The sequence below is a fragment of the Variovorax sp. WS11 genome (genome assembly GCF_010499245.1).
Taxonomy (GTDB): Bacteria; Pseudomonadota; Gammaproteobacteria; order Burkholderiales; family Burkholderiaceae_C; genus Variovorax.
Window position 1 is genome coordinate 4,132,452 of sequence record NZ_JAAGOW010000001.1, and the last position, 23,817, is coordinate 4,156,268.

General features: G+C 68.5%; 24 protein-coding genes. 12 read left to right on the forward strand and 12 right to left on the reverse strand.

Translation table 11 applies throughout. The features are described from left to right. Positions 1-38 precede the first annotated feature (38 nt). Positions 39-1,193 (forward strand): OpgC domain-containing protein, encoded by a 1,155-nt coding sequence (gene opgC / locus GXN78_RS20205; protein ID WP_106554979.1) that lies wholly within the window; start codon positions 39-41, stop codon positions 1,191-1,193. On the opposite strand, the gene GXN78_RS20210 is transcribed toward opgC, so the two are convergent. The 3 genes from GXN78_RS20210 to GXN78_RS20220 form a co-directional block, all read right to left on the reverse strand. After that, positions 1,157-1,882 carry an SGNH/GDSL hydrolase family protein gene (locus tag GXN78_RS20210; protein WP_239142778.1) on the reverse strand — a complete coding sequence of 242 codons (726 nt, stop codon included), beginning with the start codon at positions 1,880-1,882 and terminating at the stop codon, positions 1,157-1,159. The two genes, opgC and GXN78_RS20210, sit on opposite strands and share 37 nt — an antisense overlap. A 126-nt stretch (positions 1,883-2,008) precedes the next feature. Continuing rightward, on the reverse strand, positions 2,009-2,761 hold the full coding sequence (locus GXN78_RS20215) for an anti-sigma factor (protein WP_106554977.1): 753 nt from the start codon (positions 2,759-2,761) through the stop codon (positions 2,009-2,011). Positions 2,762-2,774: 13 nt separating this feature from the next. After that, entirely contained in the window at positions 2,775-3,350 is a 576-nt protein-coding gene (locus GXN78_RS20220; protein ID WP_181360489.1) for a sigma-70 family RNA polymerase sigma factor, read from the reverse strand. A 187-nt stretch (positions 3,351-3,537) separates the two neighbouring features. Between GXN78_RS20220 and GXN78_RS20225 the strand changes: the two genes are divergently transcribed. Continuing rightward, positions 3,538-4,086 (forward strand): DUF3455 domain-containing protein, encoded by a 549-nt coding sequence (locus tag GXN78_RS20225; protein ID WP_106554975.1) that lies wholly within the window; start codon positions 3,538-3,540, stop codon positions 4,084-4,086. Between the two features lie 84 nt (positions 4,087-4,170). Then, a complete protein-coding gene (locus tag GXN78_RS20230) occupies positions 4,171-5,463 on the forward strand; it encodes a hypothetical protein (RefSeq protein WP_106554974.1) in 1,293 nt (430 codons plus the stop codon). Between the two features lie 50 nt (positions 5,464-5,513). Here GXN78_RS20230 and GXN78_RS20235 read toward each other — a convergent pair whose 3' ends face one another. The 5 genes from GXN78_RS20235 to argH form a co-directional block, all read right to left on the reverse strand. Further along, on the reverse strand, positions 5,514-6,980 hold the full coding sequence (locus GXN78_RS20235) for a rhomboid family intramembrane serine protease (protein ID WP_106554973.1): 1,467 nt from the start codon (positions 6,978-6,980) through the stop codon (positions 5,514-5,516). A gap of 25 nt (positions 6,981-7,005) precedes the next feature. After that, on the reverse strand, positions 7,006-8,379 hold the full coding sequence (locus tag GXN78_RS20240; RefSeq protein WP_106554972.1) for a UDP-glucose/GDP-mannose dehydrogenase family protein: 1,374 nt from the start codon (positions 8,377-8,379) through the stop codon (positions 7,006-7,008). A 7-nt stretch (positions 8,380-8,386) separates the two neighbouring features. Beyond that, entirely contained in the window at positions 8,387-9,358 is a 972-nt protein-coding gene (locus GXN78_RS20245) for a UDP-glucuronic acid decarboxylase family protein (protein WP_106554971.1), read from the reverse strand. Between the two features lie 9 nt (positions 9,359-9,367). Continuing rightward, a complete protein-coding gene (locus tag GXN78_RS20250; protein WP_106554970.1) occupies positions 9,368-10,252 on the reverse strand; it encodes a glycosyltransferase family 2 protein in 885 nt (294 codons plus the stop codon). Between the two features lie 224 nt (positions 10,253-10,476). Then, positions 10,477-11,874, reverse strand: a complete 1,398-nt coding sequence (gene argH / locus GXN78_RS20255; protein ID WP_106554969.1) for an argininosuccinate lyase — start codon at positions 11,872-11,874, stop codon at positions 10,477-10,479. Between the two features lie 49 nt (positions 11,875-11,923). On the opposite strand from argH, the gene GXN78_RS20260 reads away from it, so the two are divergent. The 3 genes from GXN78_RS20260 to GXN78_RS20270 are packed head-to-tail and all read left to right on the forward strand — an operon-like array spanning position 11,924 to position 14,983. Next, the gene (locus tag GXN78_RS20260) at positions 11,924-12,988 is read left to right on the forward strand and encodes a histidine kinase (protein ID WP_106554968.1); all 1,065 of its coding nucleotides are present in this window, start codon (positions 11,924-11,926) and stop codon (positions 12,986-12,988) included. 7 nt (positions 12,989-12,995) lie between these two features. Next, entirely contained in the window at positions 12,996-13,745 is a 750-nt protein-coding gene (locus GXN78_RS20265; RefSeq protein ID WP_106554967.1) for a LytTR family DNA-binding domain-containing protein, read from the forward strand. Then, positions 13,742-14,983, forward strand: coding sequence for an AI-2E family transporter (locus tag GXN78_RS20270; protein ID WP_106554966.1), 1,242 nt, complete (start codon positions 13,742-13,744; stop codon positions 14,981-14,983). The genes GXN78_RS20265 and GXN78_RS20270 overlap by 4 nt, the downstream gene beginning before the upstream one ends. A gap of 10 nt (positions 14,984-14,993) precedes the next feature. Here the strand turns inward: GXN78_RS20270 and GXN78_RS20275 are convergent, their stop codons facing one another. The 4 genes from GXN78_RS20275 to GXN78_RS20290 form a co-directional block, all read right to left on the reverse strand. Further along, positions 14,994-15,431, reverse strand: a complete 438-nt coding sequence (locus GXN78_RS20275; protein WP_106554965.1) for a PPC domain-containing DNA-binding protein — start codon at positions 15,429-15,431, stop codon at positions 14,994-14,996. Positions 15,432-15,487: 56 nt separating this feature from the next. After that, on the reverse strand, positions 15,488-15,709 hold the full coding sequence (locus GXN78_RS20280; RefSeq protein WP_106554964.1) for a DUF3606 domain-containing protein: 222 nt from the start codon (positions 15,707-15,709) through the stop codon (positions 15,488-15,490). Positions 15,710-15,843: 134 nt separating this feature from the next. Continuing rightward, positions 15,844-17,169 carry an MFS family transporter gene (locus GXN78_RS20285; protein WP_106554963.1) on the reverse strand — a complete coding sequence of 442 codons (1,326 nt, stop codon included), beginning with the start codon at positions 17,167-17,169 and terminating at the stop codon, positions 15,844-15,846. A 100-nt stretch (positions 17,170-17,269) separates the two neighbouring features. Next, on the reverse strand, positions 17,270-18,427 hold the full coding sequence (locus GXN78_RS20290; protein WP_106554962.1) for an alpha-hydroxy acid oxidase: 1,158 nt from the start codon (positions 18,425-18,427) through the stop codon (positions 17,270-17,272). Positions 18,428-18,558: 131 nt separating this feature from the next. Here GXN78_RS20290 and cynS point away from each other — a divergent pair, with 131 nt between their 5' ends. The 6 genes from cynS to GXN78_RS41970 all read left to right on the forward strand — a co-directional run bounded on the left by cynS (position 18,559) and on the right by GXN78_RS41970 (position 23,816). Beyond that, positions 18,559-19,002, forward strand: coding sequence for a cyanase (cynS, locus tag GXN78_RS20295; protein WP_106554961.1), 444 nt, complete (start codon positions 18,559-18,561; stop codon positions 19,000-19,002). Positions 19,003-19,160: 158 nt separating this feature from the next. Further along, positions 19,161-20,132 carry a BMP family ABC transporter substrate-binding protein gene (locus GXN78_RS20300; RefSeq protein WP_106555121.1) on the forward strand — a complete coding sequence of 324 codons (972 nt, stop codon included), beginning with the start codon at positions 19,161-19,163 and terminating at the stop codon, positions 20,130-20,132. After that, positions 20,129-21,679: an ABC transporter ATP-binding protein gene (locus GXN78_RS20305; RefSeq protein ID WP_239142779.1), complete on the forward strand. Its 1,551-nt coding sequence runs from the start codon at positions 20,129-20,131 to the stop codon at positions 21,677-21,679. The genes GXN78_RS20300 and GXN78_RS20305 overlap by 4 nt, the downstream gene beginning before the upstream one ends. Before the next feature lie 58 nt (positions 21,680-21,737). Further along, positions 21,738-22,877: an ABC transporter permease gene (locus GXN78_RS20310; RefSeq protein WP_106554959.1), complete on the forward strand. Its 1,140-nt coding sequence runs from the start codon at positions 21,738-21,740 to the stop codon at positions 22,875-22,877. Beyond that, positions 22,870-23,472: a hypothetical protein gene (locus GXN78_RS41965; RefSeq protein ID WP_275407574.1), complete on the forward strand. Its 603-nt coding sequence runs from the start codon at positions 22,870-22,872 to the stop codon at positions 23,470-23,472. Before GXN78_RS20310 ends, GXN78_RS41965 begins: the two co-directional genes overlap by 8 nt. Next, on the forward strand, positions 23,355-23,816 hold the full coding sequence (locus GXN78_RS41970; protein WP_275407575.1) for an ABC transporter permease: 462 nt from the start codon (positions 23,355-23,357) through the stop codon (positions 23,814-23,816). Before GXN78_RS41965 ends, GXN78_RS41970 begins: the two co-directional genes overlap by 118 nt. Position 23,817 lies beyond the last annotated feature (1 nt).

Below are 23,817 nucleotides of genomic sequence, written 5' to 3' on the forward strand. Positions count from 1 at the left end.
AAAGCGGCCCCGCCGCATACGCCGGGTGCCGAGCCCCCATGAAGCGCTACTGGGAAATCGACGCACTGCGCGGGCTGATGCTCGTGCTGATGACCTTCACCCACCTGCCCACGCGGTTCACCGATCCGCTGGGGCAGCCCTTCGGCTTCGTCTCGGCAGCCGAAGGCTTCGTGCTGCTCTCGGCCTTCGTCGCCGGCCTGGTCTACACCCGCATCAGCGACAGCCGCGGCGTCGATGCGATGCGCCGTGCCTTCTGGCAGCGTGCGCTCAAGGTCTACCTGGCGCAGGCGGCGACGCTGCTGTTCCTCTTCACCATCATCACGCGGGTGGGGCTGCGCATCGATCAGCCGGCCGTGAAGAACCTGCTGTCCTTCTACCTCGCGCATCCGCTCGAGGGCTTCGGCTACTCGCTGCTGCTGGTGTACGAGCCGGCGCTGCTCGACATCCTGCCGATGTACATCTTCTTCATGCTGATGAGCCCCTGGGTGCTCGCCTTCGCGCTGCGCCACGGCTGGACCGGCGTGATGGCTGCCAGCGCGGCGCTGTGGGGGCTGGCCCAGTTCGGCTTCAGCGAATGGCTGTACGGGCTGGCGGTGCACCACCTGCACATGCCCGTGCCCTTCCGCGAGATGGGCGCCTTCAATGCCTTCGCCTGGCAGTTCCTGTGGTTCGCGGGGCTGTGGATGGGCGCCAGCCGGCATGCGCCCGATGCCGAGCCCTTCCGCTTTCCTACGTTGCTGGTGGCGCTGGCGGTGGGGGCTGCGCTCTACGGGCTCTGGTGGCGGCACCATGGCATCAATGGCCAGGCGCCCTTCGGCGGCGACGAGGAGATGAACCTGCTGTTCGACAAGTGGCAGCTCGGGCCGCTGCGCATCCTCAACCTGGTGGTGCTGGGCATCGTCACCGTGCGCTTCGGGCCGGCGCTCATGCGGCGCCTGCCGCGCCTGCACGCGCTGGAGGCCATGGGCTCGGCCTCGCTGCCGGTGTTCTGCGCGCACCTGGTCGCGGTACTGCTGGTGCTGGCGTTCTACGGCGACAGCCAGACCGCGCGGCCCTGGTGGGGCGATCTGCTGCTGCTGGCCGTGGTGTTCGCGGGGCTCTATGGCGTGGCCCGGGTGGCGCTCTGGTGGGGCGAGCGGCGGCGCAGTCGGGACGGCTACCGCGACACCGGCGCGATTGACAGCTCGGTCTGATCCACGGGCCGCGCCAGCTGCGCGCCGATGACCGAGCGCCACAGCCGATAGCCCTCGTCGTTGAGATGCAGTTGGTCGCCGCGGAACAGCTCGGGCCGCGCGCGCCCGTCCGTGCCCATCATGGGCGTGAAGACATCGATGTAGTCGCTGTTCGGCAGCCGCCGCAGATAGGCGGCAATGATGTCGTTGGTCTCGCGCATCCGCGGCAGCAGCTTCTCGCGCGAGGGGCTGGGCTTGATCGAGATGTAGCTGATGCGCGCCTCGGGCAGCTCGGCGCGCACGGTGTTGGCGAACTGCGCGAAGCTTTCCAGGATCTGGATCGGCGTGCGGCCCTCGGCCAGGTCGTTGTCGCCGGCGTAGACCAGGACATGGCGCGGCTTGTAGCGCAGCACCAGCTCGCGCGCGAAGAAGCTGCAGTCGGCCATGGTCGAGCCGCCGAAGCCGCGGTTGATGACCACCGGCAGTTGCGGGAAGTCCTGCGCGAGGCGGGTCCAGAAGCGGATGGTGGAACTGCCGACGAAGACCACGCCGCCCTCGCTGGGCCACTGCTGCCGGTCGGCGGCATCGAAGGCCGAGAGCTCGCTGCGCCAGCGTGTCTGCGCTGCGAGGTAGGCGGGGGAGGGGGCGGCGTCGACCCCGACGGGTTCGGCCTGCGAAGCGCACGCCGCAATGAAGAGTGCGATCGGCAACAGGGTCCGGCGAGCCGCCCCGGAGGCGGGAGCAACGTTCATCACAAGCATGAAATTCGAGAGAAGACCTTCGACCTCATCATGCGGTCGAGTCCCCGCCGATGCGTCGCAGGATGTTAACGGCCCTCAAAGGGTCTTCTCGATCAGCGCGCCCTTGAACAGCACCGGCCCGGTCGGCCCGCGCTCGCTGGGAACGCCGCCCTTGGGCTCGAGGCTGATGGCCAGCGCCGGCACCGAACGCACGTCGGCTTCCTGCGCAGTCAGCCTGAGCGCCGGGTCGCGGCCCAGCACGCCCAGCGAACGCGGCGCGCCGCCGGGCGGCAGCGCCCACAGCTGCAGCGACTTGTCCTCGCCCTCGCGGTAGCCGCCGACGCGCTGCAGCACCAGCTGGCGCTTCTTCGGGTCGAAAGTCACGAGCATCGAGGCCGCGGCCTGATCGTCCGACAGCACGGCCACATACTGCACGGCCGGCGCATTGCGCAGTTGCTCGCTCAGGTTGAGGCCGACGAAGGCGGCCACCACGGTAGCGAGTGCGCCGGCGGCTGCGGCGCTGCGCCACAGCGCGAGGCTGCGCAGCCAGCCGCCGCGCGCGGGCGTCTCGGGCGGCAGCGTGGTGCGCTGGCGTGCGATGGCTTCCTGCTCCTGCTCGGCGGCGATCAGGTTACGGATGCGGGTCCACACGGCCGCATCCGGCACCACCGGCGACTGCAGCTCGGCCATGCTGGCGAGCCGGCTCTGCCAGACCAGCGCGGCGGCCCGCACCGGCGCCTGCTCGCGCGCCAGGACTTCGAAGCGCCTGCGCGCGCCGCCGCGCAGGGTGCCCAGCGCGTGGCTCGCGGCCAGCATCTCCAGCAGTTCGGGATGGGCGGAAAGATTCATTGCGAAGCTGCCTTCACGCCAACTGCTGCATGCAGATGCGCAGCTTGTCCAGCCCACGCCGGATCCAGGTCTTGACCGTGCCCAGCGGCAGCTTGAGCTGCTCGGCCAGCTCGCCGTGGCTGAGTTCGCGCAGGTAGGCCAGGCTCAGCACCTCGCGCTGCCGGCCCTCGAGCCGGCTCAGGCACTGGTGCAGGGCGCGGGCCTGCTCGCTGGCATCGGCGGTGTCCATCGGGTTCGCGGCATCGGACTCGAAGGTCTCGGCCATCAGTTCGTCGAATTCCTGGGTGAGCTGGGCGCGGTCGGCGGTCCGGCGCCGCAGGAAGTCCAGCGAGCGGCTGCGCACGATCAGCCCCAGCCAGGCCATCGGCGGGCTCAGCGTGCTGCGGTAGTCGCCGGCGACGCGCCAGATGGTGAGGAAGGATTCCTGCAGCACGTCCTCGGCCCATTCGCGCTGGCGCACCACCCGCATCGCCAGGCCGAAGAGCTTGGGCGAGGTGCGCTCGTAAAGCAGGCGCAGGGCGGTCTCGTCCCGGCGGCCGATGCGGTCGATCAGCGCCATCAGTTCGGCGTCGGGGCTGGCTTCGGGCATGCGCGGATTGTGGAGCATCGGTCGTCACACAGGCGATACGGCGCAAGGCGGCCGGCGGATTCAGGCGCTGCCGATCGCTGAATCCGATCGCGCCCCCGCCGCGTACCGGGGATGGAGGCCGCCAGTCTGCGAACAACAGCGTCCGCCAAGCACCTCAGCATCCGAATCGACACGAAAGGAACAGACCATGACCTTGCGCAACCTCGGCCTCCTCGCGGCCGCCGCCAGCCTCGCCGCCTGCTCCGGCATGGGCATGAACAAGCCCATGGCGTACTCCCAGGCCAGCCTCCCCGATGCCGTCAAGGTGCCCGCCGGCCACCGGGTCGCGATGGAGACGGTCGGCGCCGGCGACATCACCTACGAATGCCGCGCCAAGGCCAACGCCCCCGGGCAGCACGAATGGGTCTTCGTCGGCCCCGACGCCCGCCTCATGGACCGCGGCGGCAAGCAGGTCGGCAAGTACTACGGCCCGCCGGCCACCTGGGAAAGCATGGACGGCTCCAAGCTCACGGGCACCCAGGTCGCGGTCGCGCCCAATGGCAGCGCCAACATCCCCTACCAGCTGGTGAAGGCCAACCCGGCCATGGGCAGCGGCGCGATGCAGGGCGTGAGCTACATCCAGCGCGTGGCCACCCAGGGCGGGACGGCGCCGGCCATGGCCTGTGGCGCAGACTCGATGGGCCGGAAACAGGTGGTGAAGTACCAGGCCGACTACATTTTTTATCGAGCGATGTGAGCGGTCCTGCACGGCGGCGACGCAGTGCGTGGCCGTTGTGCAACAACTTGAAACATATACTGGGCGCTCCTCGTTGGAGCGTCCATGCAAGAGCCCGGAAGTCCCGCACCCCGCCCGTTCTGGCATCGCCTGAACACCTTCTTCGCCTTCCCTTTCCAGCTGCAGCCGCTCGGCTATGCGCTGCTGCTCGCGGGCGCCAGCCTGCTCATCCACCTGTTCTTCTTCCTGCCGCAAGCGCTGACGCTGCTGCTGGTCGAGCTGGGCATCGTGCTCGCGGCCAGCCGCTACGGCTTCAAGGTGATGGCGCTCGGCGCGCGCGGCATCGTGCGGGCCGCCGATTTTCCGCGCATGCTGGACGAGGAGTGGACGAACCTGCCCTGGAAGCTGTTCGCGCTGCTGGTGCTGCAGGGCATGGTGGGCGGCCTCATCGGCGCCTTGAATCCGGCACTCGGCTACATCGCGATCTTCGTGCTCTCGTTCACGCTGCCGGCCACGACCATGGTCCTGGTGCAGTCGGGCAGCTTCTGGCAGGCGCTGAACCCGGGCCTGGTGTGGGAGACCCTGCGCGCCATCGGCTGGCCCTACGTGCTGCTGTGCCTCTTCCTGTTCCTGCTGAATTCCGGCGCGCAGCTGGCGCTGGTCATGCTGCTGCCCGTCTTCAAGGGCTGGATCGCGCTGCCGCTCTTCAATTTCGTGATGATCTATTTCGGCTGGGTCATGGCCAGCCTGCTGGGCTACGTGATGTACCAGAACCATGCGGCGCTCGGCATCGACCTGCTGCCCGGTGCCGGTGCCGACGAGCGTGCGATCGACACCCGAACCCCGGCCCAGATCGCGCAGCAGCAGACCGATGCGCTGGTGGCGCAGATGGTGACCGACGGCGACGTGGCCGGCGCGCTGGCGCTGGCCTACGAGGAGCAGCGCACCAAGCCGGACGACCTGGCCGCGCAGCGGCGCTACCACCGCGTGCTGCTGCTGGCACCCGACAAGACGGCCACCCTGCTGGACCATGGGCGGCGGCTGATCGGCATGCTCGCCGCGCGCGATCTCCCGTCGGAGGCGCTGAAGGTCTACAAGGCCTGCGGCGAGAAGGACGCCGGCTTCGTGCTCGACGATCCCGCGACGACCATCGCGTTGGCACGCGCCGAGTGGCGCAACGGCGAGGCGAAAGCCGCGCTCGCGCTGCTGACCGGCTTCGACAAGCGCTTCCGCGGGCATGCGGCGATTCCGCAGGCCTACGAGTTGGCGGCGCGGGTGCTGGTGCAGGGGCTGGACCGGCGCGACATGGCGCGGCCGATCCTGAAGACGCTCGAACGGCGCTATCCGGACAGCGAGCAGACGCAGGAAGTGCGCTGGCTCATGCGCGAGGTGGTCTGACTCCCTCTCCCAGGGGGAGAGGGAGCAAGTCGGGAAGAGGACAAGGCCGCTCAGGCCTTCTGAAGCATTCGCGTCACCATGGCCTCGGGCGCCAGCCGCAGCAGGTGCGGCAGCCAGCCCAGCGCCTGGTCGCGCCGCCCGGCCTGCAGCAGGCCGTTGGCGCACAGCGCCACGGTCTCGGCCAGCTCCGGATGTTCCGGCGCCGTCTTCATCAGCGCCTGGCACAGGCGCTCCGCATCGGCGAACTGCTGCGCGCGCGTGAAGCGGCGCGCCAGCCGCGCCATGTCCTCGGGCCGCAGGCGCGCACCCGGCTTGGCGTGGTCGAGGTAGGTCTTGTAGCTCGCATGCTGCAGTTCCAGCGTGGCGGGGTCCTGCGGCCGGAGCTGGAAGATGCGGTGCGCTGCGCGATGGAAGTCTTCCCCGGCGGGCCAGAGCTTGGCGGTGTTGAACCAGGCGCGCAGCGTGTCCGCATCCCCGGGGCGCAGCTTCGCGGCGGCGCGCCACTGAGTGCAGGCCTGCTCGAACTTCATCTCGCCGGCCAGGCGCCGCGCCGCGGTCACATGCTGCTCGAATGGGTCCGGCGCCTTCTCGGCCGGCGCTTCGGGCAGGCGCAGCCGGCGCCACCGCATCGCGATCGCCATCAGCAGCGCGCCGGTCAACAGCCCGCCCAGGTGCGCCATGTAGGCGATGCCCTTGCCGCCGACGAGATGCTGCAGCAGTTCGTTGGCGATCCAGGCCGGCAGCAGGATCAGCGCCGGCGCGGTGACGTAGTTGAAGTAGAAGAAGAGCTGGTAGAAGAAGCGGATGCGCCGGAGGCGATACATCACCGCGTACATGCCCATCAGCGCCGACACCGCGCCCGAGGCGCCCAGCCCGTAGCCGCCCTGACCCGCATAGGCCCACGCCGCCAGCGCCGAGGCGCCGGCCGCGCCCAGCAGGTAGAAGCCCAGGTAGAGGCTGCGGCCCAGCGCCAGCTCGACCGAGAAGCCGAACAGGAAGAGGAAGAGCATGTTGCCCAGCAGGTGGCTGGTGCTGCCGTGCAAGAAGGCCGATGTGAGCCAAGTCCAGGGTTTGGATTCGGCGTCCGGGTTGTGGTCCTGCGCCCAGCGGGTGGTGAAGGGCGCCGGCAGCTGGGCCTCGTAGCGCTGCCGCTCGCGCTTCCAGTCCGCGTACTGAGCTTGGGCGGGCTTGATGATCTGGTCGGCGTGCAGCTTGCGCAGGAAGGCCTGCTCCTGCTGCAGGCCTTCGAGCAGCTCGCCGTAGCGCTCGCGCGCCAGCAGCCGCCGGGCCACAGTCGCGCGCGGCGAGCCGGTCTCCTGCAGCCAGGCCACGAAGGGCGGCAGCTCCAGCTTCGGCAGGCCGCTCTGAAGGTAGAACTGCGCGGCCCGCTCCTGCGCCGCGTCTTCCGCGCGCTGCGGTCCCCAGAAGACCAGCATGTTCACCAGGATGAGCAGCACCGTCACCCAGGGCGGGTTGCGCCAGCTCGGCCGGCTCTCGAGAGGGATTGCGTAGAACACGCTGCCGGACGCTAAGGCAGCGTGCTCAGCGGCTGTTGCGCCCGATGCCCTGGTAGATGACGCCGGCTTCCTTCATCACGCCGGGCTCGTAGAGGTTGCGGCCGTCGAAGATCACCGGCGACTTCATCAGCGCCTTGAGCCGCTCCAGGTTGGGGCTGCGGTAGGCCTTCCACTCCGTGACAATGATCAGCGCGTCTGCGTCGGCCAGCACTTCCATCGGGTCCTTGGCCGAGGAGAAGCTGATGCGCTCCAGCAGCGCCGGCGCATCGGCGAAGTCCAGCTGCAGCACGCGCCGGGTCTCGTCGACCGCGATCGGGTCGTGCGCCACCACGCGCGCACCGGCACGCAGCAGCGCATCGAGCACCACTCGGCTCGGGGCCTCGCGCATGTCGTCGGTGTTGGGCTTGAAGGCCAAGCCCCACAGCGCGAAGCTGCGGTCGCTGAGGTCGGGGCCGAAGCGGTCGAGCACCTTCTGCGTCAGCACGCGCTTCTGCTCGTCGTTGACCGCCTCGACCGACTCCAGCACCCGCAACGCCTGCCCGTTGTCGCGCGCGATGCGCGTGAGCGCCTGGATGTCCTTGGGGAAGCAGCTGCCGCCGTAGCCCGTGCCCGCGTAGAGAAAGCTGTAGCCGATGCGCGGGTCGGAGCCGATGCCCTGGCGCACCGCCTCGATGTCGGCGCCCACGCGGTCGGCCAGGTTGGCCAGCTCGTTCATGAAGCTGATGCGGGTGGCGAGCATCGCGTTGGCCGCGTACTTGGTGAACTCGGCGGAGCGCACGTCCATCACGCGGGTGCGCTCGTGGTTGCGGTTGAAGGGCGCGTAGAGCTTGCGCATCGCGGCCAGCGCCTCGCGGCCGTCCTCGTCGTCGCTGTAGCCGATGACGATGCGGTCGGGCCGCATGAAGTCCTCGATCGCCGCGCCTTCCTTGAGGAACTCGGGGTTGCTCACCACCGAGAAGCGCAGGTCGGAGCGGCCGCGCTTGTCGAGCTCTTCCTGGATCACGGCCGCAACCTTGTCGGCCGTGCCCACCGGCACCGTCGACTTGTCGACCACGACCTTGAAGCCGTTCATGTACTTGCCGATGTTGCGCGCCGCCGCCAGCACGTATTGCAGGTCGGCGCTGCCGTCCTCGTCGGGCGGGGTGCCTACGGCGATGAACTGCACGTCGCCGTGCGCCACCGAGGCCTCGATGTCGGTCGAGAAGGCGAGGCGCTTCGCCGCCATGTTCGACTCGACCAGATCGCCCAGGCCCGGCTCGTAGATCGGGATGCCGCCCGCGTTGAGGGTGTCGATCTTGCGCGCATCGACGTCCACGCACAGCATGTTGTTGCCGATGTCGGCGAGACAGGCGCCGGTGACGAGCCCGACATAGCCGGTACCGATGATGGTGACGTTCATGCGTTGTTCAGTCTGCGGTGGTTTCGGACAGCGCCTTGTCGAAGTAGGCGATGGTCTTCTTCAGGCCTTCCTCGAGCTGGGTCTTCGGCGCCCAGCCGTCGAGCTCCTGCTGGGCCAGGGTGATGTCGGGGCGGCGCTGCTTGGGGTCGTCCGCCGGCAGCGGCATGCGCATCAGCTGGCTCTTGGAGCCGGTCAGTTCGATCACCTTGTTGGCGAGCTCCAGCATCGAGAACTCGCCCGGGTTGCCGATGTTGATCGGGCCGGGCACCTCGTCGCCGGTACCCATCATGCGCAGCATCGCCTCCACCAGGTCGTCCACGTAGCAGAAGCTGCGCGTCTGCTGGCCGTCGCCGTAGATGGTGATGTCCTCGCCCTTGAGCGCCTGCACGATGAAGTTGGACACCACGCGCCCGTCGTTCATGTGCATGCGCGGACCGTAGGTGTTGAAGATGCGCACGACCTTGATGCGCAGCTTGTGCTGGCGGTAATAGTCGAAGAACAGCGTCTCGGCGCAGCGCTTGCCCTCGTCGTAGCAGCTGCGGATGCCGATCGGGTTGACGCGGCCCCAGTAGGCCTCGACCTGCGGATGGATCTCGGGGTCGCCGTAGACCTCGCTGGTGGAGGCCTGCAGGATCTTCGCGCGCACCCGCTTGGCCAGGCCCAGCATGTTGATGGCGCCATGCACGCTGGTCTTGGTGGTCTGCACCGGGTCGTGCTGGTAGTGGATGGGCGAGGCCGGGCAGGCCAGGTTGAAGATCTCGTCCACCTCCACGTAGAGCGGGAAGGTCACGTCGTGCCGCATCAGCTCGAAGCGCGGGTGGCCCAGCAGGTGCTCGATGTTGCGCTTGGTGCCGGTGAAGAAGTTGTCCACGCACAGGACGTCGTGGCCGTGCTCGATGAGCCGGTCGCACAGATGGCTGCCGAGGAAGCCGGCGCCGCCGGTGACCAGGACCTTCTTGGAAGCGTTGTATTGCCGCATGTTGCGAGTTCACTCCATAGGGGGAATCGGGTGGGTGGTGGCCTTCAGTTCGGCCGGCGGGCGCTGCGCTGAGCGTTGCTCGTACATCTTCGCGTCGACCAGCATGCGGAACCACAGTGCCTGGAAGAACGCGAAGTAGAAGCCGGTGGTGCCATCCAGGAAGCCGAGCCGGAAGACGTAGCGGTAGACGAAATAGCTGAGCGAGCGCAGGCCGGTCGGCAGCTTGTAGTAGAGCTCCTTGATGAAGCGCGTGCGCTCGCGCGCGTCACCCATCAGCCGCGGCTGGAGCACGTTGTCGGCGGCCATGCGCGGGCCCAGCTTCTCCTTGGCTTCGGCGTCGCTCCAGCGGTTGTGGCTGTTGATCCAGTCGGTGAGCCGCGCCGAGTTCTTGTCGTGCATGAAGCCCTGCAGGCGCCCCGGCGTGGCGCTGCTGATGAAGTGCTGGTCGTAGAGCCGCGCCTCGCAGCGCCCGGCGCCCGAGCGGAACAGCCGCAGGTGCCAGGGGTTGACGCCCGAGAAGCGCAGCATCTTGCCCATGAAGTAGTCGCGCCGGCGCAGCATGTAGGCGTCGAAGCGCGGCGTGCCGGCGAGCAGGGCGCGGATTTCGCCCACCGCCTGTTCGTCCAGCACCTCGTCGGCATCCAGGTGCAGCTGCCAGCCGTAGGCGGCCTCGACTTGCGAGATCGCCCAGTTGCGCTGGTCGCTGTAGTTGGAGAAGGGCCGCTGCACCACGGTGCAGCCCAGTTCCTCGAGGATGGCGACGGTGCTGTCGGACGAATGCGAGTCGACCGCGAAGACCTTGGGGCTCACCTTCTTCGCCTGCGACACGGTCTCCCGGATGATCGAGGCGGAATTGAAGGTCAGGATGACGACGACGCAGGGGGCTTTTTCCATGGATTCGGGCGGCTGGGGTGCTTCGGCAACACAGGTTGCCGGGCACTTTGCTGCAATGCAATGCCAAACTTTAGCACTACAGTTTTACAACTGGCCACAAAACTTACGGCGTAGAGCCCTGCCATAGGTCGTACCTGCTGGGGAAAGCGCTATTCAATCGATAGCGCCTGAGCAAGAGCCGGAAAGGGTTTTAGCAGCTATTCGGGGTAAACCCCAAATATTTCTCAGCCGAGCCTGGCGCGATGGCGGGCGATCTGCTTGCGCACCTGGGCCGGCGCCGTGCCGCCCAGAATGTTGCGCGCATACAGCGAACCCCGCAGGCTCAGCACGTCGTAGACGTCTTTCTCGATCTTCGGATGGAAGGTCTGCAGCACCGACAGCGGCAGCTCCGACAGGTCCACCTTGTGCGAGATCGCGGCCTTGACCGCGTGCGCCACGGTCTCGTGCGCGTCGCGGAAGGGCAGGCCCTTCTTCACCAGATAGTCGGCCAGGTCGGTGGCGGTGGCGTAGCCGCGCAGCGCGGCGTTCTCCATCGCCTCGGCCTTGACCGTGATGCCGCCCACCATCTCGGCAAAGATGCGCAGCGTGTCCTTGAGCGTGTCGACGGTGTCGAACAGCGGCTCCTTGTCCTCCTGGTTGTCCTTGTTGTAGGCCAGCGGCTGGCCCTTCATGAGCGTGATCAGTCCCATCAGGTGGCCCACCACGCGGCCGGTCTTGCCGCGCGCGAGCTCGGGCACGTCCGGGTTCTTCTTCTGCGGCATGATCGAGCTGCCCGTGCAGAAGCGGTCGGCGATGTCGATGAAGCCGAAGGCCTGGCTGGTCCAGAGCACCAGCTCCTCGCTGAGCCGGCTGATGTGCACCATCGCGAGCGAGGCAGCGGCGCTGAATTCGATCGCGAAGTCGCGGTCGCTCACCGCGTCCAGGCTGTTCTCGCACACCCCGTCCATGCCCAGCGTGCGGGCCACCAGCTCGCGGTCCAGCGGGTAGCTGGTGCCGGCCAGCGCCGCGGCGCCGAGCGGCAGTCGGTTGACGCGGCCGCGCACGTCGGCCATGCGCTCGGCATCGCGCGAGAACATCTCGACGTAGGCCAGCATGTGGTGGCCGAAGCTCACCGGCTGCGCCACCTGCAGGTGCGTGAAGCCCGGCAGGATCACCTCGGCGTTCTTCTCGGCGATGGCCACCAGCGACTTCTGCAGGTCGACCAGCAGCCCGCCGATCAGGTCGATCTCGCCGCGCAGCCAGAGCCGCACGTCGGTGGCCACCTGGTCGTTGCGGCTGCGGCCGGTGTGCAGGCGCTTGCCGGCATCGCCGACCAGCTGGGTGAGGCGGGCCTCGATGTTCAGGTGCACGTCCTCGAGGTCGAGCTTCCAGTCGAAGGCGCCGGACTCGATCTCGCCGCGGATCTGCGCCATGCCGCGCTCGATGGCGGCGTGGTCGTCGGCGCCGATGACGCCCTGCGCCGCCAGCATGCCCGCATGCGCGAGCGAGCCCTGGATGTCGGCCTGCCACAGCCGCTTGTCGAAGAAGACGCTCGCGGTGTAGCGCTTCACCAGGTCGCTCATCGGTTCGGAGAACAGGGCGGACCAGGCTTCGGATTTCTTGTCGAGTTGGTTGTGGGTCATGGGGTGAACCGGTTGGGAGGCAATAATGGGTTTGCACCCGATTTGCTTGATGCGCAGCCCATCGATTTTATCGACCACCCCCCAGGCGCCGTCCCCGGCACGGGCCCGCGCGCCGGCACGTGCCGGTGCCGCGCTCTTCGATGCCTGCCAGATCGGCGTGGTGCTGCGCACCGTGATGTTCGTCGAGTCGGTGGTGGCGGTCGTCACGCTGTTCCAGGCGCCCACACCGGCCGAGTGGCTGATGCTGCTGGCCACCGTGACCGGCGGCGCCTTGCCGGCCACGCTGCTGTGGCTGCTCGCGGCCTGCTGGCTCAAGAAGCTGCTGGGCCGCCTGCCGCGCGCCGGGCAGTACGGCGCCGGCATCGTGCTGGGGGCGCTGTCCGCGCTTTATGGCTGCGGCCTGCTGCGGCTGACGGGCGTGCTTGCCAGCGCGCCCTGGATCGCGAGCGCCCTGGCCGGCGCGATGTTCGCGTCACTGGTAATGGCCGCGCTGGTGCTGCGGGCGCGCGGCCAGACGCCGGCGGCCACGACGGCGCGGCTGGAAGAGCTGCAGTCGCGCATCCGCCCGCACTTTCTCTTCAACACGCTGAACAGCGCCATCGCGCTCGTGCGCGAGGAGCCGGCCAAGGCCGAGGCCATGCTGGAAGACCTGAGCGAGCTGTTCCGGCACGCCCTGGCCGATGCGGGCGAATCGGTCACCCTGGCCGACGAGATCGCGCTGGCCGAGCGCTACCTGGCGATCGAGCAGGTGCGCTTCGGCGACCGCCTGCGCATCCGCTGGGACATCGACCCCGCGGCCAACGGTGCGCGCCTGCCGCCCTTGCTGCTGCAGCCGCTGGTCGAGAACGCGGTCAAGCATGGCGTCGAGCCCAGCCCGGAGGGCGCGAAGATCCGCATCCGCACCGAGCGCCGCGGCAGCATGGCGGTGATCGAGGTGGTCAACAGCCTGCCGCCGCTGCGCTGGGCCGACGAGCCCCTGCCGCGCGGCCACGGCATCGCCCTGGCCAACGTGCGCGACCGGCTGCGCCTGCTGCACGATGTGCAGGCGCAGTTCAGCGCCGGCATGGACCAGAAGGCCTATCGCGTGCGCATCGCCATTCCTGTCGGAACTTGAGGAGTCCATGAATCTTCTGCGCACCCTGATCGTCGACGACGAAACGCTGGCCCGGTCGCGGCTGCGCACGCTGCTGGCCGAGTGCCACGCGCCGGGGGCCGAGGTGGTGGCCGAGGCCTCAAACGGCGCCGACGCCCAGGCGCAACTGCTCACGGCCGACCTCGACCTGGTGCTGCTCGACATCCACATGCCCGGCATCGACGGCATCGAGCTGGCGCGCAGCCTGCGCCAGCGCGCCGGTGCGCCGGCGGTGGTGTTCGTCACCGCCCACGCGGCCCATGCCGTGACGGCCTTCGAGCTCGAGGCGGTCGACTACCTGACCAAGCCGGTGCGGGCCGAGCGGCTGCAGCAGGCGTTGCAGAAGGCGGAGCGGTCGCTGCGGGAGCGGCGCGGCCCGATGACCGAGGTGCCGCAGGAGGTGCTGCTGATCCAGGATCGCGGCCGCACCGAGCGGGTGCTGCTGTCCGAGGTGGTCTATCTCAAGTCGGAGTTCAAGTACCTCACGGTGCGCACCGCGGCGCGCAGCCATATCTACGATGGGTCGCTGGCCGAGTTCGAGGAGCGCTATCCGGCACGCTTCGTGCGCGTGCACCGCAATGCGCTGGTGGCGCGCCAGGCGATCCGCGCGCTCGAGAAGTACGACGACGGCGAGGACGCCGAGGGCTGGGCCTTGCGGCTCGACGGCATTCCGGAGCCGGTGGTGGTGTCGCGCCGCCAGCTGGCGGCGGTGCGCGAGGTGCTCAAGGATCCGCGATGAACGACGGCGCTGAGCAGAACAAGGTCGAGCGGCCCCAGGCTCCTCCGGAGCCGGAGCCTGAGCCCGAGCCGAAGCCGAGGCAGGAGCCGACGCTGGAGCCGGAGCCGTCCGCCCCTGCGCCCGAGCCGGAGCGCGTGCTGCTGCAGATGCCGGTCGACGTGCGCAGCGCCGCGCTGGTCGTGCTCAGCGTGCTCGCGGTGGTGTTCACGCTGCATTGGGCCAAGGCCGTGTTCGTCCCGCTGATGCTGAGCCTGCTGCTGACCTACGCGCTCGAGCCGCTGGTCGGCCTGCTCGAGCGCTGGAGGATCTCCCGCTGGATCGGTGCTGCCGTGATCCTGCTCGGGCTCGGCGGTGGGGTCGGCTGGACTGGCTACTCGCTCTCCGGCAGCGCCACCGAGCTGCTCGATTCGCTGCCGGTCGCGGCGCAGAAGCTGCGCGTGGCGATGCGCAGCGGCAGCCGGGCAAGCGACCCCAGCGCGCTCGACACCGTGCAGAAGGCCGCCCAGCAGCTCGAGCAGGCGGCGGACGAGAACTCCGCCAGGGTGGCCTCGCGCCGCGGCGTGGCGCGCGTGGTCATCGAGCGGCCGCCCTTCAACGTGCGCGACTACCTCGTGAGCGGCACGGTGGGCCTGATCGGCGCCATCGGGCAGCTCACGCTGGTGGCCTTCCTGACCTACTTCGCGCTCGGCTCGGGCGACACCTTCAGGCGCAAGCTGGTAAAGATCACGGGGCCTGGCCTGCAGAAGAAGAGGATCACGGTGAACGTGCTGGACGACATCACCAAGCAGATCGAGCGCTACCTGCTGGTGCAGATCCTCACCAGCGCGGTGGTCGGCGTCGCGACCGGCCTGGCCTTCTGGGCCATCGGCCTGGAAAACGCGGCCGTGTGGGGCATCCTCGCCGGGGTGACCAATCTCATCCCCTACATCGGCTCGGTGATCATGATGGCCGCCGCCGGCCTGGTGGCCTTCCTGCAGTTCAACAGCATTCAGTTGGCCCTGCTGGTCGGCGGTGCCTCGCTGCTGATCCACACCCTCGTGGGCAACCTGCTGGTGCCCTGGCTCACCAGCCGCACCAGCCGCATGAACCCGGTGGCCGTGTTCGTGGGCGTGATCTTCTGGGGCTGGCTCTGGGGCATCTGGGGGCTGCTCTTGGGCATCCCGATCATGATGGTCGTGAAGGCTGTCTGCGATCGGGTGGAGGATCTGCAGCCGATTGGGGAACTGCTGGGCGACTAGGGTTCTCGCCTCAGGCGTCGATGTCGATCAGTGCCAACCCCGTCTCGCGGTTGCACGTCTTGCGCAGATAGCCTGGCGACTCGATCAGCAACACTTCGAGCGTCGGGCGCACAGTAGCCTGCAGCAAGTGGCCGCCGATCGTGCTGCCGTCGCGCCGCCCAAGGACGGCATGGGCATGGACCTTCGGCGCATCGCCATCCAACGCGATATCGCCGTTGAGAGAGAGCACCTCGACTTGCTCTTTCACGGGTATTCGGTCGTAGTCCTTTCGCTCCCAATCGAAGTACCCGAGAACCGCGCCCTGCAACGCGCCGATCGCGCTGAAGCGGCTGGCCGACAACGCATGCTCTTTCGCGAACCGCTCGAGGATGGGGACGACGTCGTCGCCCTTTTCGAAGATGAGCGCAATGGTGCGCTCTGGGGCTTCATTGAGCATCTTGGCTTTCATCGATCGATCTCCTGTGAGGCCATGGACCGGGCGGGTACGCCGAGTGCGCCCCGGTTTCATGTCAGGCCTTCAGGCTTGCTGTCCACCCGTTGTTCGTTGCTCGAACTGCGAGTTCCCTTCAAGTGAAGCTCCACGTCCGCGATGCGGCTTCCAACGGCCTTGACCGCTTCCCGGATCTGCTGGGGTGTTGCGTCGAATCGCTTGGCAAGATCTTCCACCGCGCTGGCGGAACTGACGTCGATGCTTTCGGCTTGTGACGAGGCTTCATGCTGCGGCATATGGGGGTCCTTTAAATGGGTCGGGCTGCTTGCCAAGCTAGGACACGGCATGGGAAACCATGTCGGCGCGAGGCGCAACCGGTGCAGCGAGAATTCCTACTTGAACCGGGGACGGCCATCGCAACCGGAAGAATTCAATGGTCGTGATGCAGGTAGCTCGCCTGCCGCGGCAGCCGCCAGCTCACGACGAAGGCGATCGCCATCATCGCCGTGACGTACCAGAAGAAGGCCGACTCGTGCCCCATCGCCTTGAGCCCCAGCGCGACGTACTCGGCCGAGCCGCCGAAGATCGCATTGGCCACCGCATAGGCCAGGCCCACGCCGAGGGCGCGCACCTCGGGCGGGAACATCTCGGCCTTCACGATGCCGCTGATCGAGGTGTAGAAGCTCACGATCGCCAGCGCCAGGATGATGAGCGCGAAGGCCGCCACCGGGTTCGTCACGTGCTGCAGCGCCGTGAGGATGGGCACCGTCGAAAGAGCCCCCAGCGCACCGAACAGCAGCATGTTGTTGCGCCGGCCGATGCGGTCCGACAGCGCGCCGAAAACGGGCTGCAGGCACATGTAGACGAACAGGGCGCAGGTCATCACGTAGCTGGTGGTCTTGATCGGCAGCTTCACCGTGTTGACCAGGTACTTCTGCATGTAGGTCGTGAAGGTGTAGAAGATCAGCGAGCCGCCCGCTGTGAAGCCCAGCACCGTGAAGAAGGCCGCCTTGTGGTGGCGGAACAGCCCCGCGAGGGTGCCGGCCTCCTGGTTGCCGCGGCTCTCGGAGCTCGAGGTCTCGTGCAGCTGGCGGCGCAGCTGCATCGCCACCACGGCGGTGAGGGCACCGATCACGAAGGGGATGCGCCAGCCCCAGGCCTTGAGCTCGGCCTCGCTCAGCAGCTGCTCGAGGAGCACGATGACCAGCACCGCGAGCAGCTGGCCGCCGATCAGCGTGACGTACTGGAAGGAAGAGAAGAAACCACGCTGCCCCTTGAGCGCCACCTCGCTCATGTAGGTTGCGGTGGTGCCGTACTCGCCGCCCACCGAGAGGCCCTGGAACAGCCGCGCGACCAGCAGCAGCGCCGGCGCCCAGGCCCCGATGCTGTCGTAGGTCGGCAGGCAGGCGATGGCCAGCGAGCCGGCGCACATCATCGTGACCGAGATCACCATCGAGGTCTTGCGGCCCTTGCGGTCGGCGATGCGGCCGAACAGCCAGCCGCCGATCGGCCGCATCAGGAAGCCGGCCGCGAACACGCCGGCGGTGTTCAGCAGCTGAACGGTGGGATCGGACTTGGGGAAGAAGGAGGAGGCGAAGTAGATCGCCGAGAAGGCGTAGACGTAGAAGTCGAACCACTCGACCAGGTTGCCGGAGGAGGCGCCGACGATGGCGAAGATCCTGCGGCGTTTTTCTTCGGGGGTGTAGTGGGGTGTGGGCTGCTGGGGTAGGCCGGAAACGGGCGTGACTGCACTCATGATGATCGGGTCTTGGAGTGTTGTTATGGCCCGATCGATTCTGTGCCGCAGCGCTCAATCACGCTGTCGGATGAGGACTTACCCGCACCTCGACCCGGGTCTAGAAGGTGCCCGGCAGCAGGATGCTCGAATCCACCTCGTCGATCTGCGTGCGCCCGCAGAAGGCCATCGTGATGTCGAGTTCCTTCTGAATGATCTGCAGCGCCCGCGTCACCCCGGCCTCGCCGAAGGCGCCCAGCGCGTAGAGGAAGCTGCGCCCGATCAGCGTGCCGCGCGCGCCGAGCGCACGCGCCTTCAGCACGTCCTGGCCGCTGCGGATGCCGCCGTCCATCCAGACCTCGATCTCCGTGCCCACCGCCTCGGCGATCGCCGGCAGCGCCTCGATGGAGGAGGGCGCGCCGTCGAGCTGGCGGCCGCCGTGGTTCGACACGATCAGCGCATCGGCGCCGCTGGAAGCGGCCAGGCGCGCGTCTTCCACGTCCATGATGCCCTTGAGGATCAGCGGCCCGCCCCAGAGCTTCTTGATCCATTCCACATCGGCCCAGCTCAGCGCCGGATCGAACTGCTCGGCCGTCCAGGAGGACAGCGAGGACAGGTCCCCCACCCCCTTGGCATGGCCCACGATGTTGCCGAAGCTGCGCCGCTTCGTGCCCAGCATGCCCAGGCACCAGCGCGGCTTGGTCGCGAGGTTGATCAGGTTCTTCAGCGTGGGCTTGGGCGGCGCCGTTAGCCCGTTCTTGATGTCCTTGTGCCGCTGGCCCAGGATCTGCAGGTCCAGCGTGAGCTGCAGTGCCGAGACGTTGGCGGCCTTGGCGCGCTCGATCAGCCGCTCGATGAACTCGCGGTCGCGCATCACGTAGAGCTGGAACCAGAAGGGATGGCGGTCGGTGCTTTCAGCGATGTCTTCCAGCGAGCAGATGCTCATGGTCGACAGCGTGAAGGGAACGCCGAAGGCCTTGGCCGCTCGCGCGCCCAGGATCTCGCCGTCGGCGTGCTGCATGCCCGTGAGGCCGGTGGGCGCGATGGCCACCGGCATCGCGACTTCCTGGCCGATCATGGTGCTCCTCGTCGAGCGGCCTTCCATGTTGACGGCCACGCGCTGGCGCAGCTTGATCTTGTGGAAGTCGGCCTCGTTCGCGCGGTAGGTGCCCTCGGTCCAGGCGCCGGAGTCGGCGTAGTCGTAGAACATGCGCGGCACGCGCGACTGGGCGATCACTCGCAGGTCTTCGATGCAGGTGATCTGGGAAAGGTCGGGCACTCGGGGTCTCCTTCTTTGGGGTGCGCTGGGTGCCCGATTATCGCGGCGCACCAAGTCGGCACGCCTGTTGCTTGCCTCCGGCACATGGACGGCGCGACGCGTCCTTCCCCACTTCCAACAGGAGCATGCGCATGAATCGCAACGACGTCACCGAGAAGATCGTCACCGCCAAGGTGGCCAAGGGCATCCAGTGGGCCGAGGTCGCCGAGCAGGTCGGCCTCTCGAAGGAATGGACCACGGCCGCCTGCCTCGGCCAGATGACGCTCGACGAGAAGCAGGCCGCCATCGTCGGCGAGATCTTCGGCCTCACGGCCGAGGAGCAGAAGTGGCTGCAGGTGGTGCCCTACAAGGGCTCGCTGCCCTCGGCGGTGCCCACCGATCCGCTGATCTACCGCTGGTACGAGATCGTGAACGTCTACGGCACCACCATCAAGGAGCTGATCCACGAGGAATTCGGCGACGGGATCATGAGCGCGATCGACTTCAGCATGGACATCCAGCGGCAGGCCGATCCGAAGGGCGATCGGGTGAACGTGGTGCTGTCCGGGAAGTTCCTGCCCTACAAGACCTACTGAACCGGGCAGGGAGCGGCGCATAGGGTGCTCCCCGGTTTGACTCGGCGCAAGTCTTGCTATCCTGCCCCGGGGCTCCTTGGGGGCCTGCGGCGGGCCTCGACGGCAGAGGTGCAACGCGGCAGAAATTCTTAACAGCCGGATTGCTGGGGATGCGCACCATGAAACTCGACAAGGCCCTCGTCCTCGCTCTCGCGGCCTGCGCCGCCACCCTCGCAGGCGCCGAGCCCGCCATCGTCTACGACATGGGCGGCAAGTTCGACAAGTCCTTCAACGAGGCGGCCTACCGCGGCGCCGAGATGTGGAAGAAGGAAAGCGGCAAGCCCTATCTCGACTTCGAGATCGCCAACGAGGCACAGCGCGAGCAGGCCATGCGGCGCATGGCGGGACGCGGCGCCAACCCGGTGATCGGCATCGGCTTCTCGCAGGGCAGCAGCCTAGAGAAGGTGGCCAAGGAATTCCCCAAGCTCAACTTCGCGATCATCGATTCGGTGGTCAAGCTGCCCAATGTCGAATCGATCGTGTTCAAGGAGCACGAGGGCAGCTTCCTCGTCGGCATGATGGCGGCGCTGGCCAGCAAGAGCGGCAAGGTCGGCTTCGTGGGCGGGATGGACATCCCGCTGATCCGCAAGTTCCAGTGCGGCTACGAGCAGGGTGCGAAGTACGCCAACCCGAAGGTCGAGCTGAGCTCGGTCATGACCGGCACCACGCCCGCCGCCTGGAGCGACCCGACGCGCGGCAGCGAGCTGGCCAAGGCGCAGTTCGCCAAGGGCGTCGACGTGGTCTTCGCCGCCGCCGGCGGCACCGGCTCGGGCGTCTACCAGGCCGCCAAGGATGCGGGCAAGCTGGCCATCGGCGTCGACAGCAACCAGAACCACATGCAGCCCGGCACCATGCTGACCTCGATGGTCAAGCGCGTCGACGTGGCGGTGTACAACGCCGCGAAGAAGCCGACGCCTGGGGTCACCGCACTGGGCCTGAAGGAAGGCGGGGTCGACTACGCGCTGGACGAGCACAACGCCAAGCTCGTGAGCGCCGACATGAAAGCCAAGGTCGACGCCGCCAAGGCCGACATCATTGCCGGCAAGATCAAGGTGGTCGACTACATGGCCGACAACAGCTGCAAGCTTTGAGCGAGAGGCCCGCGCCCGCGGTGCGCATGACGCGCATCGACAAGCGCTTCGGCGCGGTCCACGCCAACCGCGAAGTCACGCTGAACGTGCCGGCCGGCACCGTGCATGGCGTGGTGGGCGAGAACGGCGCCGGCAAGAGCACGCTGATGTCGATCCTCTACGGCTTCTACCAGGCCGACAGCGGCGAGATCGAGATCGAAGGCAAGCCCGTGCAGATCCGCGGCTCGAACGACGCCATTGCCCTGGGCATCGGCATGGTGCACCAGCACTTCATGCTGGTCGAACCCTTTTCCGCACTCGACAACATCCTGCTCGGCGCCGAGCCGCACTGGCGGCTGCCGAGCGCCCGCGCGCAGGTGCGCACGCGCCTGGAGGCGCTGATGCAGGGCAGCGGCTTGCAGGTGCGGCTGGACCTGCCGGTCGAGCAGTTGCCGGTGGGGGAGCGGCAGCGGCTGGAGATCCTCAAGACGCTTTTTCGCGGCGCGCGCATCCTGATCCTCGACGAGCCGACCGCGGTGCTCACGCCGCAGGAGACCGAGCAGCTCTTCGACACGCTGCGCGCCCTGCGCGCGCGCGGCACCACGGTGCTGATGATCACGCACAAGCTCAAGGAGATCATGGCGCTGTGCGACGCCGTGACGGTGATGCGCGCGGGCGCCGTGGTGCTGGACTGCGCCATCGCCGACACCAGCGTCGACGCGCTCGCGCAGGCCATGGTGGGGCGCCGTGTGCAGACGGGGCGGGTGGCCGGTGCCGCGCAGGCGGCGAGCGGAGCGCCGCTGCTCGATGCGCGCGGCCTGGGCTGGCGCGACGCGCAAGGCACGCCGCGGCTGGCCGATGTCTCGCTGCAGCTGCGCGCGGGCGAGATCGTCGGCATCGCGGGCGTCTCGGGCAACGGCCAGAGCGAGCTGCTGGAGGTGCTGTCGGGCATGCTGGTGCCGCAGGCCGGCACGCTGGCGCTGGGGGCGCAGACCTTCACACCGCAGCATTGGCTCGACCCCGAGGCCGCGCGCGAGGCCGGCCTTGCCCATGTGCCGGAAGACCGTCACCGGCGCGGCCTGGTGCTGCCCTTCGCGGCCTGGGAATCGGCCGTGCTCGGCTACCAGCGCCGGCCGCGCTACAACCGCCACGGCTGGATGCGGCACGCGGCCATGCAGGCCGACACCGCGCAGATGATGGACGAGTACGACGTGCGCCCGCGCAATGCGCGCCTCGGCAGCGCGAAGTTCTCAGGCGGCAACCAGCAGAAGCTGGTGCTGGCGCGCGAGGCCGCGCCCAAGCCGCGCGTGCTGCTGGTGGGCCAGCCGACGCGCGGGGTCGACATCGGTGCCATCGAGTTCATCCACGGCCGCCTGCGCGCCATGGCCGCTGGCGGCGGCGCCGTACTGGTCGTGTCCTCCGAGCTCGACGAGATCCTGGCCCTGGCCGACCGCGTGCTAGTGATGGCGGTTGGCCGCATCGTCGGCGAGCGCCCGGTCGCGCTGTGCGACGAGACCACGCTGGGCCGCCTGATGTGCGGCGCCGGGGACGAGGTCGCCGTGGAATGAGACGCCGCACCGCTCCCAAGTCGAATAGCACCGCAGCGCATGGCGCGGAGCTTGCCTGGTGAGCTCGTCCGCCGCCGAGCTGCCGCGCTGGATCGACCTCCTGGTCCTGCCGCTGGTCAACCTCGCGCTGGCCCTGCTGGCCTGCGGCATCGTGGTCGCCGTGGTCGGCTACGACCCCTGGCAGGCGCTCGCGCTGCTGGTGGAGGGCGCCTTCGGCAGCCGCATGGGCCTGAGCTACACGCTGTATTACGCGACCACCTTCGTCTTCACCGGCCTGGCGGTCGCGGTCGCCTTCCATGCGGGCCTCTTCAACATCGGCGGCGAAGGCCAGGCCATGATGGGCGGCCTGGGCACCGCGCTGGCGGCCCTGGCCTTCGACGAGTACCTGCCGGGCTGGGCCATGGTGCCGCTGATGATCGGCGCCGCCATGCTGTTCGGCATGGCCTGGGCCGCGGTGCCGGCGGCGCTGCAGGCCTGGCGCGGCAGCCACGTGGTGATCACCACCATCATGTTCAACTTCATCGCCTCGGCGCTCTTGGCCTACCTGCTGGTCGACGTGCTCAAGGAGCCCGGCAACATGACGGTGGAGAGCCGCGCCTTCGCGCCCTCGGCGCGCGTGCCCGGCATGCACGAGGCGCTCGCCGCCATCGGCATCGAGTGGCCGGCCTCGCCGCTCAACCTGAGCGTGCTGCTGGCGCTGGCCAGTGCCGTGGCGGTGTACCTGCTGCTGTGGCGCTCGCAGGCCGGCTACGCCATCCGCGCCGTCGGCCATGCGCCGGAGGCGGCGCACTACGGCGGCATGCGGCCGCGGGTGCAGATCATGGTGTCGATGGCGCTGTCGGGGGCGCTGGCCGGGCTGGTGGGCATCAACGAGATCGCGGGCGTGCACGGCCGGCTGCTGCTGGAGTACGTGGTGGGCGCGGGCTTCGCCGGCATCGCGGTCTCGCTGATCGGGCGCAACCACCCGGTGGGCATCGTGCTGGCGGCGCTGCTGTTCGGCGCGCTCTACCAGGGCGGCTCGGAGCTGGCCTTCGAGATCCCCGGCTTCAGCCGCGACATGGTGTTCACGCTGCAGGGGCTGATCGTGCTGTTCTCCGGTGCGCTGTCGCAGGTGGCCGCGCCGACGCTGGCGCGGCTGTGGCGCGCGACGCGCCGTGCGCCGCGCGCTGCTGCAGCGCAAGGGAGCAGCGATGGATGAAGTCGCGCTCGGCACGCTGCTCGCCTCGACCCTGCGCGTGGCGACGCCGCTGATCCTGTGCGCGCTGGCCGGCACGCTGGCCGAGCGCTCGGGCGTGATCGATCTCGGCCTCGAAGGCAAGATGCTTTCCTGCGCCTTCGCCGCCGGCAGCGTCGCCGCGCTGAGCGGCTCGCTGGCGCTGGCCCTGGCGGTGTCGCTCCTCGTCGGCGTGGCGCTGTCGCTGCTGCAGGGCTTCGGCTGCGTGACCCATCGCGGCGACCAGGTCGTGATGGGCATGGCCATCACGATGACGGCCGCGGGCCTGACGGTAGTGCTGGGCATCGCCTGGTTCCAGCAGGGCGGCCAGACGCCCCCGCTGCCCGACATGGCGATCCGCGCCGTGGGGCGACGCCGGCGAGGCGAGCCTGCTCGCCGTCGGTGCGCTGCTGAGGTTCGGAAGCGGGTGCTGGTGCCCTGGCCATCGCCCTGGTGCCGGCCGTGTGGTGGCTGCTGTTCCGCACGCGCTTCGGCCTGCGCCTGCGCGCCACCGGCGAGAACCCGGCCATGGTCGATGCGGCGGGCGTCTCCATCACCGCGCTGCGCTATCGCGCGCTGATGCTGAACGGCGTGCTGTGCTCGCTGGCCGGCAGCTACCTGGTGCTGGCGCAGAATCCTGCATTCATGCCGCACATGACGGCCGGCCGCGGCTACATGGCGCTGGCCGCCATGATCTTCGGCAAGTGGCATCCGGTCGGCGCCTTCCTGGCCTGCCTGCTGTTCGGCTTTCTGGATGCGGTGTCGATCCGGCTGCAAGGCGTTGCGTTGCCGCTGGTCGGCGCCGTGCCGGTGCAGGCGATCCAGGCCTTGCCCTACGTGCTGACGGTGGTGCTGCTGGCCGGCTTCGTCGGCAAGGCGCGAGCGCCCAAGGCGCTGGGCATCCCGTATGTGAAGGAGCGATGAC